Genomic DNA, 16,030 nt, shown 5'->3' on the forward strand with positions numbered 1-16,030 from the left:
GCCGCCCGGCCCACCGTGCCCGGAACGGCCGGGCCCCGGCCCACCGGCCGGCGGCGGACCGGGACGTACGGCGGAGCCGGCTCAGCCGAGGTCGAACCGATCGAGGTTCATCACCTTGTCCCACGCCCTGACGAAGTCGCGCACGAACTTCTCGCCCGCGTCCTCGGCCGCGTAGACCTCACTGAGCGCCCGCAGCTGGGAGTGCGAGCCGAAGACGAGGTCGGCGGCGGTCGCGGTCCACTTGAGGCCGCCCGTGGAGCGGTCGCGGCCCTCGAAGACGTTCTCGCTGGACGGCGACGCCTTCCACTCCGTGTCCATGTCGAGCAGGTTCACGAAGAAGTCGGTGGTCAGCGCCTCCGGCCGGTCGGTGAAGACGCCGTGCGCGGATCCCCCGAAGTTGGCGTTCAGGGCACGCATGCCACCGGTGAGGACCGTCATCTCCGGAGCGGTCAGGGTCAGCAGCGCGGCCCGGTCGAGCAGGAGCGTCTCCGGCGAGAGCTTCTCACCGGGCCGCAGGTAGTTGCGGAATCCGTCCGCCCGGGGCTCCAGCACGGCGAACGTGTCCACGTCCGTCTGCTCCTGGGAGGCGTCGGTACGCCCCGGCGCGAACGGCACCGTGACCGGATGCCCGGCGTTCTTCGCGGCCTGCTCGACGGCCGCGCACCCGCCCAGGACGATCAGGTCCGCGAGGGAGATCCTGGTCCCACCGGACTGCGAGCCGTTGAAGTCCTGCTGGATCTGTTCGAGCGTCCGCAGCGTCTCGGCCACGCCGGACCGGTTGTTGATCTCCCAGTCCTTCTGCGGCGCGAGGCGGATCCGGCCTCCGTTGGCCCCGCCGCGCTTGTCGGTGCCGCGGAAGCTCGCCGCCGACGCCCAGGCGGCGGTGACCAGCTGGGGGACGGACAGTCCCGAGGACAGGATCCGCTCCTTGAGAGCGGCGACGTCCGCGTCCCCGACCAGCTCGTGATCGACGGCGGGGACGGGGTCCTGCCACAGCTGCGGCTCGGGGATCCACGGGCCCAGGTAGCGGGAGAGCGGTCCCATGTCGCGGTGGAGCAGCTTGTACCAGGCCTTGGCGAAGGCGTCGGCGAGCTGGTCGGGATTCTCGTGGAAGCGCTTCGCGATCGGACCGTAGACCGGATCCAGCTTCAGCGAGAGGTCCGTCGTCAGCATCATCGGCGCGTGCCGCTTCGACGGGTCGTGCGCGTCGGGGACGGTGCCCTCCGCGGCGGGGTCCTTCGGCTTCCACTGCTGGGCTCCGGCCGGACTGGTCGTCAGCTCCCAGTCGTACCGGAACAGGTTGTCCAGGTAGCCGTTGTCCCACCTGGTCGGCTCGGTGGTCCAGGCACCCTCGAGCCCGCTGGTCAGCGCGTCGGCGCCCACCCCGGTGCCGTACGTGTTCCGCCAGCCGAGCCCCTGCTGCTCGATGGGGCACCCCTCCGGCTCCGGACCGATGTACGAGGGGTCGACCGCGCCGTGGCACTTGCCGAAGGTGTGACCGCCGATGATGAGCGCGGCCGTCTCCTCGTCGTTCATCGCCATGCGGGCGAACGTCTCACGGATGTCCCGGGCCGCCGCGAGGGGATCGGGATTTCCGTTGGGGCCTTCGGGATTGACGTAGATGAGGCCCATCTGCACGGCACCGAAAGGACCGGTGAGTTCACGGTCGCCGCTGTACCGCTCGTCTCCGAGCCAGGTGTCCTCGGGACCCCAGAAGATCTCCTCGGGTTCCCAGATGTCCGGCCGTCCGAATCCGAATCCGAACGTCTTGAATCCCATGGATTCCATCGCGCAGTTGCCGGCGAAGACCAGAAGATCGGCCCAGGAGATCTTCCGACCGTATTTCCGCTTCACGGGCCAGAGAAGACGGCGCGCCTTGTCGAGGCTCGCGTTGTCCGGCCAGCTGTTGAGAGGCGCGAATCGCTGGGCGCCGGAGCCGCCGCCACCGCGGCCGTCCGCGATCCGGTACGTCCCCGCGGCATGCCAGCTCATGCGGATGAAGAGCGGTCCGTAGTGACCGTAGTCGGCGGGCCACCAGTCCTGTGAGGTCGTCATCACGTCGATGACGTCGCGCTTCAGCGCGTCGACGTCGAGCGCCGCGAACTCCGCCGCGTAGTCGAAGTCCTCGTCCATGGGCGTGGACTGGGGCGAGTGCTGATGGAGAACCTGTAGGTCGATCTGCTGCGGCCACCAGTCCCGGTTCGTCCGGGGGCGATCCGCGGCGGGGGCGGGGGTGGGGGAGGGGATAACCGGGTTCTCGCTGTCGCTGCCGGACACTTCCAACCTTCTTCCTCTTCTCGTGTACCCGAGGTCGTGAATGCCGACCCGCGCCCGCGACGCGTCACGTCGGTGATCGAGCGTGTTTCGGCGTCCGTATGGTCGCGCACCGCGGCCATACGGACGCCGAGAACACGCAGGGCCGCGCCGGGATACCCGCGGTCGATTCCGGAGGCCGGGGTGGAGGGACGGAAAAGGACGGGTGGTCGGTCGACGGGGCGGGCCGCGGTTCATCCGACCGCAAGACGCGGTTCTGTTCGAAACGGGCCATCCGAACTCAACCGAGGTGTGAGGTTTACGTGCCGGTTCTCGGGGCGGGTTGCGACCGGCGGGGTGGGTGCGAGACGGTTGCCGTCTCTGTTTTCCATCGTAGGAAGGTGGTGAGGTGCGCATCGAGCGTGCCTCCGTCTGTGTCTGCTCCCCGCCGTCCCACCGCCCGTCCCCCCGACGCCGATCTGCACCTCGGCGCGACGTGGATCGAGGCGCCCTGTCCCGTGCTGGTCGTCGACCGGCACGGCGGCCTCGTACGGCTCAACGAGGCCGCCCGACAGCTCCTGCCCGATGCCGCGACCGGCGACTGGCTGCACGAACGGGTGCCGTCGTGGCTGTCCGAGGCCCACGAGCGGATCGGTGACGGGCTGCCCGGCACCTCGGCCGGCCCACTGGCCGGACGGATGGGAGAACGGCTCCTCGAGGCGTACCCCACACTCGGCGACGGCGGCGACGTCGTGTGGTGGCTGATCGACCAGACCGACAGGCGGCTCGCCGAGACCGCCCTGAGCGACGCCCAGGCGCGATCGGGGATCCTCGCCGAGGTCTCCAACTCCCTGCTGTCCACGCTGAACGTGCAGCGCTGCATGGAGGTCATCACCTCCATGGCCGCGGAACACCTCGCCGAGGCGGCCGTCCTCGTCGCCCCGCCCCAGGGTCGGCGACACCCGCTGACCTTCGCCCACCAGGGCGCGCCCGTCACGCAGTCCGTACGACAGGTCGACATCGCCGCGGTGCCCGGACTGGCCGAGGCGCTCCAGGGCTTCCCGCCCGTGCCGGCGCGCTGGATGGACCCGGCCGACCTGCCCGACTGGGTGACTCCCGAGGGATTCGCCTCGCCGGTCGGTTCCGTCATCGTCACGCCGCTCCCCGGCCACGGAGTGCCCGCCGGCGCACTCATCCTGCTGCGCTCCGGCGTCAAGCGGGCCTTCACCGACGGCGAGGAGGTCTTCGCCCGCCTGTTCGCGGCCCGCGCCGGAGCCGCCCTGTCCGCGGCGCGCCTCTACACCGAACAGGCCGCCATCACCTCCACCCTGATGCGCGAACTGCTGCCGCCGGAGCTCCGGCACGTCCACGGCGTCGAATACGCCGGCGGGTACCGGGCGGCAAGGGACCACGAGCGGGTCGGCGGGGACTTCTACGACGTCCATCCCGGCGCCGACGCCTCCCAGGAGACGCTGGTCGTCCTCGGAGACGTGGCGGGCAAGGGCCTGGAGGCGGCGGTCCTCACCGGCAAGATCCGCAACACGCTGCACGCCCTGCTGCCCCTGGCCGACGACCACGAGCGGGTCCTGAGCCTGCTCAACGGCGCGTTGCTCTCCTCGCACCACACCCGCTTCGCCACGCTCGTCATGGCCTCCGTGCGCCGCCGCGCCGGCCGGGCACATCTGCGCCTGACCAGCGCCGGACACCTGCCGCCGCTCGTCGTCCGCACCGACGGAACGGTGGAGGAGGTCACCACGCGCGGCACCCTCGTCGGCGCTCTGCCCGCCGTCGAGGCGCGCACGGTGGAGACCGTGCTCGCGCCGGGAGAGACGTGCCTGCTCTACACCGACGGCATCGTCGAGGCCCGGGGCGGCCCGCTCGGGGACGAGTTCCTGGGCGAGCACCGGCTACGGCGCGCCCTGGCCGAATGCGCGGGCATGCCCGTGGAGGCGGTCGTGGAACGGCTGCAGATGGTGGCCGCCCAGTGGCTCGGCGACGGCCGCCACGACGACATGGCCCTCGTGGCCATCAGCGCCCCGAAGGCACCCGTGCTGACCGTCGTCGACGGGTACGGCCGGGACCGGAGGAGGAACCGGTGACACATCCGACCGCCGTCGCCACGGCCACGGTCGCGGAGCTGCTCTGGCAGGCGGTGGCCGCAGGCGACGAACACGCGGCCTCCGCGATGGTCCACGACGCGCTCGACACCGGCGTACGGGAGGAGACGCTGCTGCTGGAGGTGCTCGCACCCGTCCAGGAGCGAGTCGGCGTCGAATGGGCGGCCGACCGGATCACGGTGGCACAGGAGCACGCCGCCACCGCCATCAACGAACGGATCATCGCCTCCCTCGCCCACCGCCGCGAGCGAGCCCCCGCCCAGGCGTCGCGGGGCCGGGTCACGGTCGGGTGCGTCGACGGCGAGTGGCACGCCTTCCCCGCACGGCTCGTCGCGGAAGTCCTCGCCCTGCACGGCTGGCGGGTCGACTTCCTGGGCGCCCAGACCCCGACCCCGCACCTCGTCGCCCACCTGCACCGGACCAACCCCGACGCCGTGCTGCTGTCCGGATCGATCCCGACCCACCTGCCGGCCGCGCACGGCGCCATCACCGCCTGCCAGGCGGTGGGCGTCCCCGTCCTGACCGGCGGCCGCGCCTTCGGCCCCGACGGCCGGTACGCCCGGATGCTGCGCGCCGACCGGTGGGCGGCCGACGCGCGGGGCGCGCTGGCGGTCCTGGCCGAGGGCATGCCCCGGCCGGACCCCTCGGCCAGCCGTCACGCGGTCGACGACCTGCCGCACCTGGCCGACCAGGAGTACACGATGGTCGTCCGGACCCGGCGCCGCCTGGTCGGCCAGACCCTGGCCGACATGGAGGAGCGGTTCCCCGCCCTGCGCGCGTACAGCGACGTCCAACGCGAGCGCACCGCGGAGGACATCGCACACATCGTCAACTTCCTGGCCACCGCCCTGTACGTCGACGACGCCGACCTGTTCACCACGTTCCTCACCTGGACCGCCGACGTCCTCCACGCCCGCCAGGTCCCCACCCGGTCCCTCGACCTCGCCCTGGACGTCCTCGCCGGCCAGTTGCGCGACTTCCCCCGCGCGCGGCACGCGATCCGGCAGGGCCGGGACGCCCTGGAGCAGCGTCCCGACCACCCTGCCCCCGGGCCCCGCCCATGACCGGACACCCACCCGCGGAGTTCGCCCTCCACGTCGTGCACGAACCCCCCTCGCTGTACGTGCGGGTGAGCGGCGAACTCGACTACGACACCGGCGACGACCTCGTCGCCGCGGTCACCGGGATCCTGTCCGACGACGCGGAACCCCTCGACGAGGTGCGCCTCGACTTCGGCACCCTGACCCACATCGACGCGTCGGGCCTGGCCGCCCTGCTGCTGGTCCACCGCCGCGCCGGCGCCCGCGGCGCCGCCCTGTACCTGGACAACCGCCCGGACGTGCTGGAGCGCATGCTCCACGTCACCAACGTCCTGGACCACCTCACCGGCCCGGCGGAGACCGCGCCCGGATCGGACGAGGACCGGGAGGACGGCGAGGTCACCGGGACGGGCAGCTCCGTCTGACCCCGGCGTGCCGCCCGACACCGTGCCCCGGTCGCGCCGCCCGACACCGCGCACGGCCGCAGGTCGCTCTCCGGCCCGCTCAGGGACCGACGATGATGAAGACGATCTCGACGCGTCCGGTCTTGGCGCGGCCCAGGGGCGGGTGCACGCGGTAGAGCAGGGTGATGGTGACGCCCGTGTCCGTGGTCGGTCGGGTGGTGAGGCGGCGCAGCTCGATGGCCTGGACGGGCTCCGCGCTCGACGCGGAGCTCCGCGGGTCCTCGGCGAGAGCGGCGAGGGCGTCGTGCACGGCGCGGCGACCGTCGGGGGAGAGATGCGCGAACTCGGGGTAGAGGCGCCGCGGCACCTGGACCGTCCAGGTCACGCAGCACCCTTGTCGAGTTCGGCCCACAGGTCGTCCGCGCTCATGAGATCGTCCTGGGCGCCGAGGGACGCCTCCACGGCCTGCCGCACCTCGGGACGCGTCCGCAGCGCGACCAGATGGCGGGCCTGCGTGATGACCACCGCCTGATCCCTGCCGAACCGGGCCGCGTCCAGCCTGGCGTTGAACGCGACGAGCTCGGCCGGGTCGATGACGGCCAGGGCGGCACGCAGCTCGGCGAGGGTCTGCGGGCCCTCGTCCGACTCGATCCGGTACGGGCTCGCGTAGCCGGGCGTCGGCGACTCGTGCGGAAGCGTGCTCATGTGCGGCCCTCCTCGACTCGTACGCCTCCACGGTACGGCTTCCGGGCCCGCCGGGGGAGAGCCGGGACGAGGGGTACTCGCGTGCTCGGTGCCGAGCCCGTGCACGGGCCGGGACCGCCGGACACGCAGGTCGGCGGGAGGGCGCTCGGACGGTGCGGGCGACGGGCGGGACCCGTGCGCAGCCGGTCGGACGGCCCCCGGGGCCGCCGCGCGAAAGCCGCGTGAAAGCCGCGCGAAAAATCGTCACGGCCGGATGTCACAGAAATCGCGCGGGCGGCGTCATGTGGGCGAAGCGTTCGAAGCGAAGGAGACGACATCATGACTGGGAACATCGAAGTGGTCGTGATCGGCGGCGGCTACGCGGGCGTCATGGCGGCCAACCGCCTGACACAGCGCGCCGGTGTGGCCGTCACGCTGGTCAATCCGCGTCCGCGGTTCGTCGAGCGGGTGCGGCTGCACCAGTTGGCGGGCGGGACCCACGACGCGGTCGTCGACTACCGCGACGTCCTCGCCGACGGCGTCGCCCTCCTCGTCGACACCGTGACCCGGATCGACGCGCCCGGACGCAGCCTCACCCTGGCGACGGGCGGCACCGTCGGATACGACTACCTGGTCTACGCGGTGGGCAGCGGCAGCGCCGACCCGCGCGTGCCGGGAGCGGCCGAGTTCGCCTACCCGATCGCGTGCCTCGAGGACGCGCAGCGGCTGCGCCGGACCCTTGACACCACTCCCGAATCGGCATCCGTGACGGTCGTCGGAGCCGGCCCGACGGGCATCGAGACCGCCGCCGAACTGGCCGAGACGGGACGCTCCGTCACCCTGGTGTGCGGTGAGGTACTCGGCCCGTACCTGCACTCCCGGGGGCGGCGTTCGGTGGCCGGGCGCCTGGCCCGGCTCGGCGTGACCGTCCTCGAAGGCCCCGACGCCCGGGTGACGGCGGTGACGCGCGACGCCGTGCGACTCGGCGACGGCGTCGAGCTCCCGAGCGCGGTGACCGTGTGGACCGCCGGCTTCGGCGTACCGGACCTGGCCGCGGCCAGCGGGCTCAGCACGGACGATCTGGGCCGTCTCCTCACGGACGAGACGCTGACCAGCGTGGACGACGTGCGCATCGTCGCCGCCGGGGACTCGGCGGCGCCGTCCGGCCTGCCGCTGCGCATGAGCTGCCAGGCCGCCATGCCGCTGGGCGCGCGGGCCGCGGACACGGTGCTCAGCCGGATCGACGGTGACCGGCCCGCGAACCTCAACCAGGTGTTCGCCGGACAGTGCATCAGCCTGGGCCGCCGCGCGGGCATCTTCCAGTTCGCCCGCCGCCACGACGTCGCGGTCTGGTTCCACATCGACGGCCGTCCCGGCGCGAAGCTCAAGGAGCTCGTCTGCAAGGGCATCGTCAAGTACCTCGCCGACGAGGCGCACAAGCCCGGCACGTACCGCCTGCACCGCGTCTCCGGAGGCCCCGGCCGCCAGGAGGCACTGCGGGCGACAGGCGCCGAGGCACCGGCGGCCTCCCGTCAGCCGGCGTGAACGCCACCGGCCGATCCCCCGGTCCGCCGGTCCGGACGGTGTCCGGGAGCAGGGGGGCCGCCCGCGTGCCGACGTGCCGCCCGGGCGCCGGGCCGGCCGGTGCGGGACATGGCGTCGTCATCCCTCGGCGCGCAGCCGCTCCGCCTCCGCGGTGAGCCAGGCCGGGCGCACCATCTCGACGTTGTCGCCGATGCCCGCGGCGGCTCGGGCCAGCGCCTCCGCCGCTTCGCGGGGCCGGTCGTCCGCCCGGGCCCGGGCGGCTTCGGCCAGCGCCTGCGCCGCGGCGGCCTCGCCTGCCCCGGCGAGCTGGAACGACACCGCGGCCCGGTCGGCCGCCTCGGCCGCGTCCGAGTGGCTGCCCGCGGCCCAGTGGGCCCAGGCGAGGCTGTGGAGGCAGACGCCCTCCGCTCGCGGGTTCTCCATCCGAGACGCCTCGTCGAGGGCCTCTGTCAGCGTGGCCTGTGCCTCGCGCGCGCGGCCCGAGGCGATCATCGCGATGCCCTGGGCGTTCAGCGCGTAGGTGATGGCCTCCATGCTGCCGGCCCGGCGATAGGCGCGCGCGGCTTCCCCGCCCGCGGTGATGACGTCGTCCCAGCGCTCCAACACCAGGAGCGCGATGGAGCGCGCGTTCCACGCCCGGGCCTCGGTCAGGGGGTTGCCGGACGTCCGCGCGAGCCCCGCCAGCCGCTCCGCGCCGGCGAGTGCCTCGGCGCCGTCGCCCACGTAGCTGTGCGCGAGGCTGAGACTGAGGATGGCGTGCTCCTCGCCCTCCGCGTCGCCGTTGTCCCGCGCCAGCGTCGCGGCCCGTGCCAGCGGGCTCAGGGAACCGGCCAGCCTCCCCAACTGACGGTGCGCGTCCCCGAGCCCGAACATGACGTTCTGCAACGCGCTTCGGTCCCCGAGCTGTTCGGCGAGCTCCGCCGCCTCCGTGAACAGCGTGACCGCGTCCTGCATGGGGCCGCCGCTGAGCCGGGCGTGCCCGAAGCTGATCAGATGGGCCAGACGTGCGCGGTCGTCGGTCAATTTTCCCTCCAGGGTCAGATGCATGGAGATGGCGGCCAGCACCGAACCGTGCCACACCATCCACTCGCTGATGGAGCTCAGTACGTGAGCCGCGGCGTCCGGCTCCCCGGCACGCACCCGGTGCGCGAACTCCCTTCGCTGCGGCTCCACGTCGTCCAGGTGCCGCCACCGCGCCTGCGGTGCCGCCTGGTGTGCGTACCAGTCGGCGGCGCGACGCTCCACCGCCTTCACGCCCCGCGGTCCGTCCGATCGCATGGCGGCGTACGCCAGGTCGGCGTCCATCGGGTGCAGGGCGTAGGCACGGGTGGCCCGGTTCACCGACACCATGCGGATCCGCAGGAGTTCGCCCAGCGCCCCGAGTACGTCGAGGTCCGGGTCCACTCCGGCCGTGATCCACTCGATCGCCTCGCGGGGCACCGGTGTGCGCAGCGCTGCCAGGATCCCGAGGACGAGGCGGCCGTCGGCCCCGAGGCGTGCGTACCGGTCCTGGGCGAGCCCGGCGACCACGTCGCCGCGCAGGGCGAAGTCCTCGAGGACGTCCTGGAGCGTGGGCAGCGCCACCATGTCGTCGGCGACGGCCCCCACGAGGAGTTCGAGGGCGCGCGGCACTCCGTGGACGTGGACCGAGGCGTCCAGCAGCTGTGCGTCCGAGAGCTGGGCGATGCCGAGGCTGCCGTCCTGGTCGAGTTCGCGCAGAAGCGCGACGGACTCGGCCGGCGGGAGGCCGTCGGAGAGCTCGACCTCGGCGGCGAAGCGTCGCAGTTCGGGCGCGAGCCGGACGGGAATCTGGGAGGTGGCCAGGAGGCGAGGCGTCTCGCGGGCGCGGAAGAGGCAGTCGAGGAAGACGTAGAGCTCGTCCTCCTCGTCGAGCCGACCGTCGTCGTGGAGGCGGTCCTCCAGGTTGTCCATGAGGATGACGACGAGCCGGTCCTCCATCGCGTCGAACAGCTCACCGAGCTTGTCGCGGACATCGCGGTCCGTCGCCCAGACCCGCAGCAGGCGGCTCTCGGTCTCGGGGCCGAGGACCCGTGCGCAGTCGAGGAAGACGCGCTCCAGGGAGATGCCCGACGTGCGCGTGCTCAGGTTGACCAAGCCCACCGGGGCGGGGGCGGGTGCGTTGCCGGGCCACTCGCCGTGCGCCAGCATGTCCATCACCTTGGCGGCCACGGCGCTCTTGCCCATGCCGCGCCGTCCGGTGATCGTCACCATGCGGACGGCGGGGTCCCGCAGGTGGCGGCCGATCGCCTCACGCGCCTCGGTACGGTCCTTGAACAGCTCGAGCCCGTGGGCGACGGGCAGTCCGATGACCCGGGAGCCGACGGGAGCGGACGGACCGGGTCCGGGGAGCGGCGTCACGTCGGGCAGCGCGTCCGGGCCTGTGACGGGCAGCAGTTCAGCCAGGGTGGCCCGGCCTCCCTCGCCGATCCCGCGCAGGGCGTGGTCGATGCGGACGGCCGTGAGCCGGCCGAGTCCCTCGCCGCGGTGGTGCTCGGCGACGACACCGACGATGTGCGGCCCGACCCAGACGGCGGCTCCGGACATCCCGGACCAGGGCGAGACGGCCGGGTCGGGGTCCGCCGCCGCCATGGGGACGGTGATCTCCAGCGTGCCGGTGCGCAGGTTGGACAGCGCGGCCACGGTGCCGTCGGCCTGGTGCAGTTCGCGGAACTGCCTGCCGTCGGGTCCCCGCCGCCGCTTCCACAGGGGGAAGCCGGCGGCGTGCACCTCGACGATCGCGTGCCGCTCGTCCCCGACGCGGCCGAACTCCGCGGGGGATACGGGGACGACGTCCGGACCGGGCTCGATGACCAGCACGGCCAGGTCGCACCCCGCGTCGGACCAGGCCACGGCCGCGTCCGCGCTCCACTGACCCGTCCGGTCGGCGTCGAAGCGGACCCGCACCGCCGCCGCGTCGGCCACCACATGGTGGGCGGTGAGGACCGCGGCGCCGGTCACCCGGTAGCCCGATCCGCGGCGTCCCCGGCCGTTCGGGGCGGTGACGATGATCTCCGCGATCCGGTGGGGATCGATTCCGCCGGTCGGCGGCGTGGGGTCAGATCTCACCGAGCATCTCGTCATCGGAGATCAGCGGCGCCCGGTCCGGTGCGTCCGCGGTCACCGGCTGCAGCGTCAGGGTGAGTCGCTGGGTGGCAGTCGCGGAACGCCTGGCCGCGGCGCTCGCGTCGAACACCCAGAACCGCACCTTCACCCCCGGCTCGCGCGAGCGCTCCACGCCGACGGTGAGTTCGAGCTCCACCTTCTCGGCCTTGAAGCGCAGGTCCGCGCCCTCCCCATCCGCCATCGCGCGGCTCAGCTCGCGGCGCAACTGCGCGATCATGTCGGCCAACTCGACTGCGTCGTCCACGTACGGGTCCCCCACCTGCGTGTCTTGGCGGTCCTGCCTCAGCAACTGCCTTGTCCTGCAATTCATATCATCGCCCGTCAGGTCAGCCGGCCGGCCGCCGACAGAGATGAGGTGGACGTCTTGGCGTGAGCTGACGCCCCGGTGCCGGGCACCTCGCCCTTCGTGCCGGCGGCTGCTTCCGCGGGTTCGTGCCCACACACCCGGTGTCGAGGCAGCGCCGGCGTTCCCCCGGGTGCCGGCCACGGGAGCGGTCGTGGAGATGCGAGCGGTCGTGGAGATGCTCCTTGCGCCGGCGAGCGCGCGGAGCGGGAGAGGGCTCGCGCCGCACCTCCCCGTCGAGCCCCGTGGTGCTGTGCATCCGCGCGGCTCGCACGGGACGCCGCTCCGGTACGCACCCGACAGGCGGATCCGGCGCGTACCTGCGGCCCGCTCCGGGCGTACCCGGCGCGCGCGCTCGGGTACGCCGGCACCGCGGCACCGCGGCACCGCGGCACCGCGGCACCGCGGCACCGCGGCATCTCCCCCGCGTGCCGACGTGCCGCCCGGAACTCCGTCCCGCACCCTGTACGCAGGGAAGGAGCGTGCGCCCATGCCGACCGCGGGACCGACACCGATGACACCGACCGTCACACCGCTGCCCGTGAGCGGCGCGTTCCGTGCCTGATGGGGAGCGAGGGGCCCGCGGAGCGCCGCGCGGACAAGGGCCGCGGGACGCGGACGGGACCGTCGGGGCGTGGCGGTGCCCTGCGGCCGTCGTGGTGGCGCGTGAGGTACCAGAGGGCGAAGGCCACCGCCCTGCGGCTGCGGAGTTCGGCCGAGACCCGGTTTCCGGCCGTCACCCATGTCAGTGAACGGATGCTGGCGGTCAACATCCTGGACGCCGCCACCCGGCTGGCCGCGCAGTGCTTCCTGACCGCGATCCCGTTGCTCTTCCTCTTCGCCTCCGTCGCCCCCGAGGGGGTGCAGAACCAGCTGGTCACCTCCATCCGGGCCGTCTTCGGCCTGACGGGTGCCACGAACGCCGAGCTGGAGAAGCTGTACCGGTCCCACTCCGACTCCCTCCAGGACGTCACCGGCGTCGTGGGGGCGCTGATGGTCATCGTCTCGGCCACCGCCGTGAGCCGGGCGATGCAGCGGCTGTGCCTACGCGCCTGGCAGGTCCCCAAGGGCGGGATGAAGGTGGCGCCCTGGCGTTGGCTGGTGTGGATCGTCGTCTGGCTCGTCGTCCTGGTCGTCCAGGCTCCCCTGCACGACGGTTTCGGCCTCGGACTGTGGCTGGGTGTCCCCGTCACCCTGGTGAGCCAGACGGCACTGTGGTGGTGGAGTCAGCACCTGCTGCTGGGCGGCCTCGTCCGATGGCTGCCGCTTCTGCCGGGCGCCGTGCTGACGGCCGCCGCGGTGACCTTCCTGTCCCTCGGTGCGCAGTTCTACATGCCGACGGCGCTCAACCGGACGCTGGCCGAGTACGGGGGACTGGGGCCGGTCTTCACGATCCTGTCCTGGCTGATCGTGCTGTGCGCGGCGGTCGCCCTCGCCATCACGGTGGGCGCGGTCGTGGCGCAGGAGACGCATCTCGCCAAGCCGCTGGGAAGCCTCACCCTCAGGCCCGTGGAAGCCGGGGACGGCGAGGCAGGCGACGAAGACGGCGACGGCGAGCACGCCGCTGAGGGCGAGCACCCCGCCGAGGGCGAGCACCCCGCCGACGGCGACGACGGCGATCACGGCGGGCGACGATGACCAGCGGCGTCCGCCCCTCCGCCCGCCACCGTCCGCCCCTCCACCCGCCGCCGCTCGCCCCAACGGAGGCTCAGATTTCGCGCCGCCCGCGGTTCCGTGGCTGGCTGGGTTCGGAGGGCGCGTCCCCGATCGCGTCCCCGATCGCGTCCAGTGGACCGGACGCCCCCGGACAGGCACCGCGATCACGGAGGTGGCCTTCGATGCGCCAGCGCAGCAGCGGCGTGCCGCGGCGCCCGGACGACGCCGCGCGGCGGGCGGCCCGGGGCGCCCGGGTGGCGGGGGCGGAGGGCGACCGCCCATGACACTCGACCTGATCCTGATCGGACTGGCGATCACCTTGGAGCCCTTCCCGATCATGGGCTTCATCCTGCTGCTCACCGCGCACCGGGGCATCATCAAGGGGCTCGCCTTCATCCTCGGCTGGCTCGCCTGCCTGGTGCTGGTGATCGCCGGAGTCCTGCTGTTCACCAACGGGTCCCCGCCTTCCCTGAACAGCTCTCCCTCGACCGCCTCGCTCGCGGTCAAGCTCGCCGTCGGCCTCGGGCTGATCGCCTACGGGGTCCACAAACAGCGCAAGGGCCCACGCCCTCGTGAGGAACCCGCATGGCTGGGGAGACTGCGCCATATCTCGGTCTGGTCGGCCGCCGGCATGGCGGTGCTCCTCCAACCGTGGGGCCTGGTCGCGGCGGGCGCCGCGACCGTCATGGGCGCGAACCTCTCCCACGCGATCACCTGGCTGGTCCTGGTGCTGTACTGCGTCCTGGCCACCGCCAGCCTCCTGGCGATGGAGCTGTACGCGACGTTCAAGCCCGCCCGCGCCGAGACCCGGCTCCAGTCACTGCTCACCTGGATCACCGGCCACCAGGACCAGGCCGTCGTCATCCTGTCCCTCGGGCTCGGGTTCTGGCTGGCGGGCAAGAGCATCTACCAACTCGCCTGATGTCCCGGTCCCGCCGCACGCAGCCGTCGGCGACTCGCCCACGGCGCGTCAGGGCGGAACGTCCCGGCCCGGGGACCCGCCGACCCCCGGGGCCGCGCCCAGCTACCGACCCACCCGTCGCCGCCCACCAGCCCGGGGCCCGGGCCGGGACATCACGATTCGGCCGAGCCCTCGCCTCGGCCTGACCGACCGCTTAGCATGGCGACCCCGGGAGCGGTGCGGGCCCACGTCCGTGCCCGTGATCGCCCGCTGGAAGCACGCGCCACGACCGGCGCCGCCACGACGGCACCGTGCGAGGCGCACCTGCCCGCCGTCCACCTGGAGCGTCCATGCACAACGGTTCCGCCGCCGGCAGCATCCGCCCCCGCTTCCCCGCGGACTTCGGCGCCCCGTCGGCCGACAGCGCCGCGGACCCCTCGGCCCTGCTCCTCTTCGACCGCGCGTGCAGGAGCCTGCTCGCCTACGGCACGGACTTCACCGACGGTGTCGTGGCGAGGATCCGGGCCGAAGTCCCCTACTACGCCGACCCGGTGCTGGCCCCCTCCGACGTGCGTACCACGGTCCGCACCGGCATCCGCCACGGGCTGGAGACCGGTCTCGACCCGAGCAGGATCGTGGACGTCGAGCGCTACACCCGGGAGCTCGGCATACGCCGCGCGGAACAGGGCCGCCCCCTCGACGAGGTGCTGCACGCCTTCCGCGTCGCCGGCTCCGGCGTCTGGAACGGGCTGGTCGGCGTCGTCGAGCGGGACGGCCTCGGCGAAGCGCGCGGACTCGTGCACGTCGCCGAGATGGTGTGGAAGAGCAACGACCGCGACGCCGTGATGGTCGCCGACGCCTACCGGCAGGCGGTCGAAGGCGTAGCGGGCCGGCACGCCGAACGCGTCCGCCTGATCCTCGCCGCCCTGCTGGAGGCCCGCGGAGAACCCGGGTTCACCCGGAGCGCCGCCGACGTGCTCGACCTCCCGCTCGACGGACGTTTCGCGGTGGCGGTCGTCGAGGCGACGCCGCCGTACGGTCGCCTGCCCGGCGGCGCCCCGGAGATCGCCGGAGTCCGCGTCCTGCACCAGGCATGGGGACACCGCGTCGTGCTCGTCGCCCATCTCGCGGACGGCCCGCTGGACACGTTCGTGACCGGCCTCGCGGCCGGCCCGGGCCTGCGCATCGGGGTCAGCCCCGTCGTCCCCGGACTGGAGAGCCTGGCCAGGGCGCGTGACATGGCCGGGCTCGCCCTGCGCACCTGCCGGGGCGACGGGGAGATCGCCCGGCTCGACGGCCGGTTGCCCGAAGGGCTCCTGGTCTCGCGGCCCGACCTGTCCGCCGCGCTCACCCAGCGCGTCCTCCGGCCGCTGTACGACCTCGACCCCGTCGACCGGGAGATGCTGCTCGACACCGTAGACGTCTGGATCGAGAGCGGTGGGTCCACCGCCCAGGCCGCGCGCCGCATGTTCTGCCATCGCAACACCGTCCTGAACCGCCTGCGCCGCTTCGAGCAGATCACGGGCCTCGCCCTGGCCCGGCCACGCGATCTCGTACACCTCACCCTCGCGTTGGACGCCCACCGGCTGCTCGGACCGGCGGCGGCACTGGGCACCGCCGAACCCGACCCGGACGGTCAGCGGACCTGACCGCCTGACCGGGCAGGACGGCCGGCGGACCTGCCCGGCTCGCGGCCGACTCCCCGACAGGCCCGCGTCGGCCGGCCCCGCACCCCCCCGATGGCCGACTCCCCGGCAGGTCCCGCGTGCCGTTCCCCGCGCCCGTGGCGGTCGGCCCGTCCCGCTGGGCGCCGGCACAACCGCACCCACCCGGGACTGGGAGCGGGCAACGGGGCCGGGCCGGCGTATGGAGGTCCGCGGACGCGGCTGGTGTGGTGGGCGTCGTTCAGGGGCGAAGCAGCCGCGCCCCCGCCCGCCAGGAGA

General features: G+C 73.3%; 12 protein-coding genes. 7 read left to right on the forward strand and 5 right to left on the reverse strand.

What is annotated here, in order from left to right; all coding sequences use genetic code 11:
- Positions 1-81 precede the first annotated feature (81 nt).
- A complete protein-coding gene (gene katG / locus ACE1OA_RS33280) occupies positions 82-2,277 on the reverse strand; it encodes a catalase/peroxidase HPI (protein ID WP_356601498.1) in 2,196 nt (731 codons plus the stop codon).
- Positions 2,278-2,687: 410 nt separating this feature from the next.
- Here katG and ACE1OA_RS33285 point away from each other — a divergent pair, with 410 nt between their 5' ends.
- Genes ACE1OA_RS33285 through ACE1OA_RS33295 form a run of 3 tightly spaced genes read left to right on the forward strand, consistent with a single transcriptional unit; the run spans position 2,688 to position 5,835 of the window.
- Entirely contained in the window at positions 2,688-4,352 is a 1,665-nt protein-coding gene (locus ACE1OA_RS33285; protein WP_386541848.1) for a PP2C family protein-serine/threonine phosphatase, read from the forward strand.
- Complete coding sequence (locus ACE1OA_RS33290; RefSeq protein WP_432753868.1) at positions 4,349-5,434, forward strand: cobalamin B12-binding domain-containing protein; 1,086 nt, start codon at positions 4,349-4,351, stop codon at positions 5,432-5,434. Before ACE1OA_RS33285 ends, ACE1OA_RS33290 begins: the two co-directional genes overlap by 4 nt.
- Complete coding sequence (locus ACE1OA_RS33295; RefSeq protein ID WP_356601496.1) at positions 5,431-5,835, forward strand: STAS domain-containing protein; 405 nt, start codon at positions 5,431-5,433, stop codon at positions 5,833-5,835. Before ACE1OA_RS33290 ends, ACE1OA_RS33295 begins: the two co-directional genes overlap by 4 nt.
- A gap of 79 nt (positions 5,836-5,914) precedes the next feature.
- On the opposite strand, the gene ACE1OA_RS33300 is transcribed toward ACE1OA_RS33295, so the two are convergent.
- Together ACE1OA_RS33300 and ACE1OA_RS33305 are read right to left on the reverse strand one after the other, a co-directional pair.
- The gene (locus tag ACE1OA_RS33300; RefSeq protein WP_356601495.1) at positions 5,915-6,199 is read right to left on the reverse strand and encodes a hypothetical protein; all 285 of its coding nucleotides are present in this window, start codon (positions 6,197-6,199) and stop codon (positions 5,915-5,917) included.
- On the reverse strand, positions 6,196-6,519 hold the full coding sequence (locus ACE1OA_RS33305) for a hypothetical protein (RefSeq protein WP_356601494.1): 324 nt from the start codon (positions 6,517-6,519) through the stop codon (positions 6,196-6,198). Before ACE1OA_RS33305 ends, ACE1OA_RS33300 begins: the two co-directional genes overlap by 4 nt.
- 318 nt (positions 6,520-6,837) lie before the next feature.
- On the opposite strand from ACE1OA_RS33305, the gene ACE1OA_RS33310 reads away from it, so the two are divergent.
- Entirely contained in the window at positions 6,838-8,043 is a 1,206-nt protein-coding gene (locus ACE1OA_RS33310; RefSeq protein ID WP_432753869.1) for an NAD(P)/FAD-dependent oxidoreductase, read from the forward strand.
- 117 nt (positions 8,044-8,160) lie between these two features.
- On the opposite strand, the gene ACE1OA_RS33315 is transcribed toward ACE1OA_RS33310, so the two are convergent.
- Both ACE1OA_RS33315 and ACE1OA_RS33320 read right to left on the reverse strand, forming a co-directional pair.
- A complete protein-coding gene (locus ACE1OA_RS33315; protein ID WP_356601492.1) occupies positions 8,161-11,130 on the reverse strand; it encodes a trypsin-like peptidase domain-containing protein in 2,970 nt (989 codons plus the stop codon).
- Positions 11,120-11,431 carry a trypco2 family protein gene (locus ACE1OA_RS33320; protein ID WP_432753870.1) on the reverse strand — a complete coding sequence of 104 codons (312 nt, stop codon included), beginning with the start codon at positions 11,429-11,431 and terminating at the stop codon, positions 11,120-11,122. The genes ACE1OA_RS33315 and ACE1OA_RS33320 overlap by 11 nt, the downstream gene beginning before the upstream one ends.
- A gap of 765 nt (positions 11,432-12,196) precedes the next feature.
- Between ACE1OA_RS33320 and ACE1OA_RS33325 the strand changes: the two genes are divergently transcribed.
- The 3 genes from ACE1OA_RS33325 (at position 12,197) to ACE1OA_RS33335 (ending at position 15,736) form a co-directional block, all read left to right on the forward strand.
- Positions 12,197-13,168 (forward strand): YhjD/YihY/BrkB family envelope integrity protein, encoded by a 972-nt coding sequence (locus ACE1OA_RS33325; RefSeq protein WP_386541840.1) that lies wholly within the window; start codon positions 12,197-12,199, stop codon positions 13,166-13,168.
- 298 nt (positions 13,169-13,466) lie between these two features.
- The gene (locus ACE1OA_RS33330) at positions 13,467-14,108 is read left to right on the forward strand and encodes a GAP family protein (RefSeq protein ID WP_432753871.1); all 642 of its coding nucleotides are present in this window, start codon (positions 13,467-13,469) and stop codon (positions 14,106-14,108) included.
- 329 nt (positions 14,109-14,437) lie between these two features.
- The gene (locus ACE1OA_RS33335; RefSeq protein ID WP_356777009.1) at positions 14,438-15,736 is read left to right on the forward strand and encodes a PucR family transcriptional regulator; all 1,299 of its coding nucleotides are present in this window, start codon (positions 14,438-14,440) and stop codon (positions 15,734-15,736) included.
- Positions 15,737-16,030: the final 294 nt, after the last annotated feature.

The sequence above is a fragment of the Streptomyces sp. JL2001 genome (assembly GCF_050917515.1).
Classification (GTDB): domain Bacteria; phylum Actinomycetota; class Actinomycetes; order Streptomycetales; family Streptomycetaceae; genus Streptomyces.

Bases quoted from the DNA above. Each gene is read 5' to 3' on its own strand.
- ACE1OA_RS33305 (WP_356601494.1), bottom strand. From the start codon at position 6,519: ATGAGCACGCTTCCGCACGAGTCGCCGACGCCCGGCTACGCGAGCCCG.
- ACE1OA_RS33310 (WP_432753869.1), top strand. From the start codon at position 6,838: ATGACTGGGAACATCGAAGTGGTCGTGATCGGCGGCGGCTACGCGGGC.
- ACE1OA_RS33335 (WP_356777009.1), top strand. From the start codon at position 14,438: ATGCACAACGGTTCCGCCGCCGGCAGCATCCGCCCCCGCTTCCCCGCG.
- ACE1OA_RS33330 (WP_432753871.1), top strand. From the start codon at position 13,467: ATGACACTCGACCTGATCCTGATCGGACTGGCGATCACCTTGGAGCCC.
- ACE1OA_RS33295 (WP_356601496.1), top strand. From the start codon at position 5,431: ATGACCGGACACCCACCCGCGGAGTTCGCCCTCCACGTCGTGCACGAA.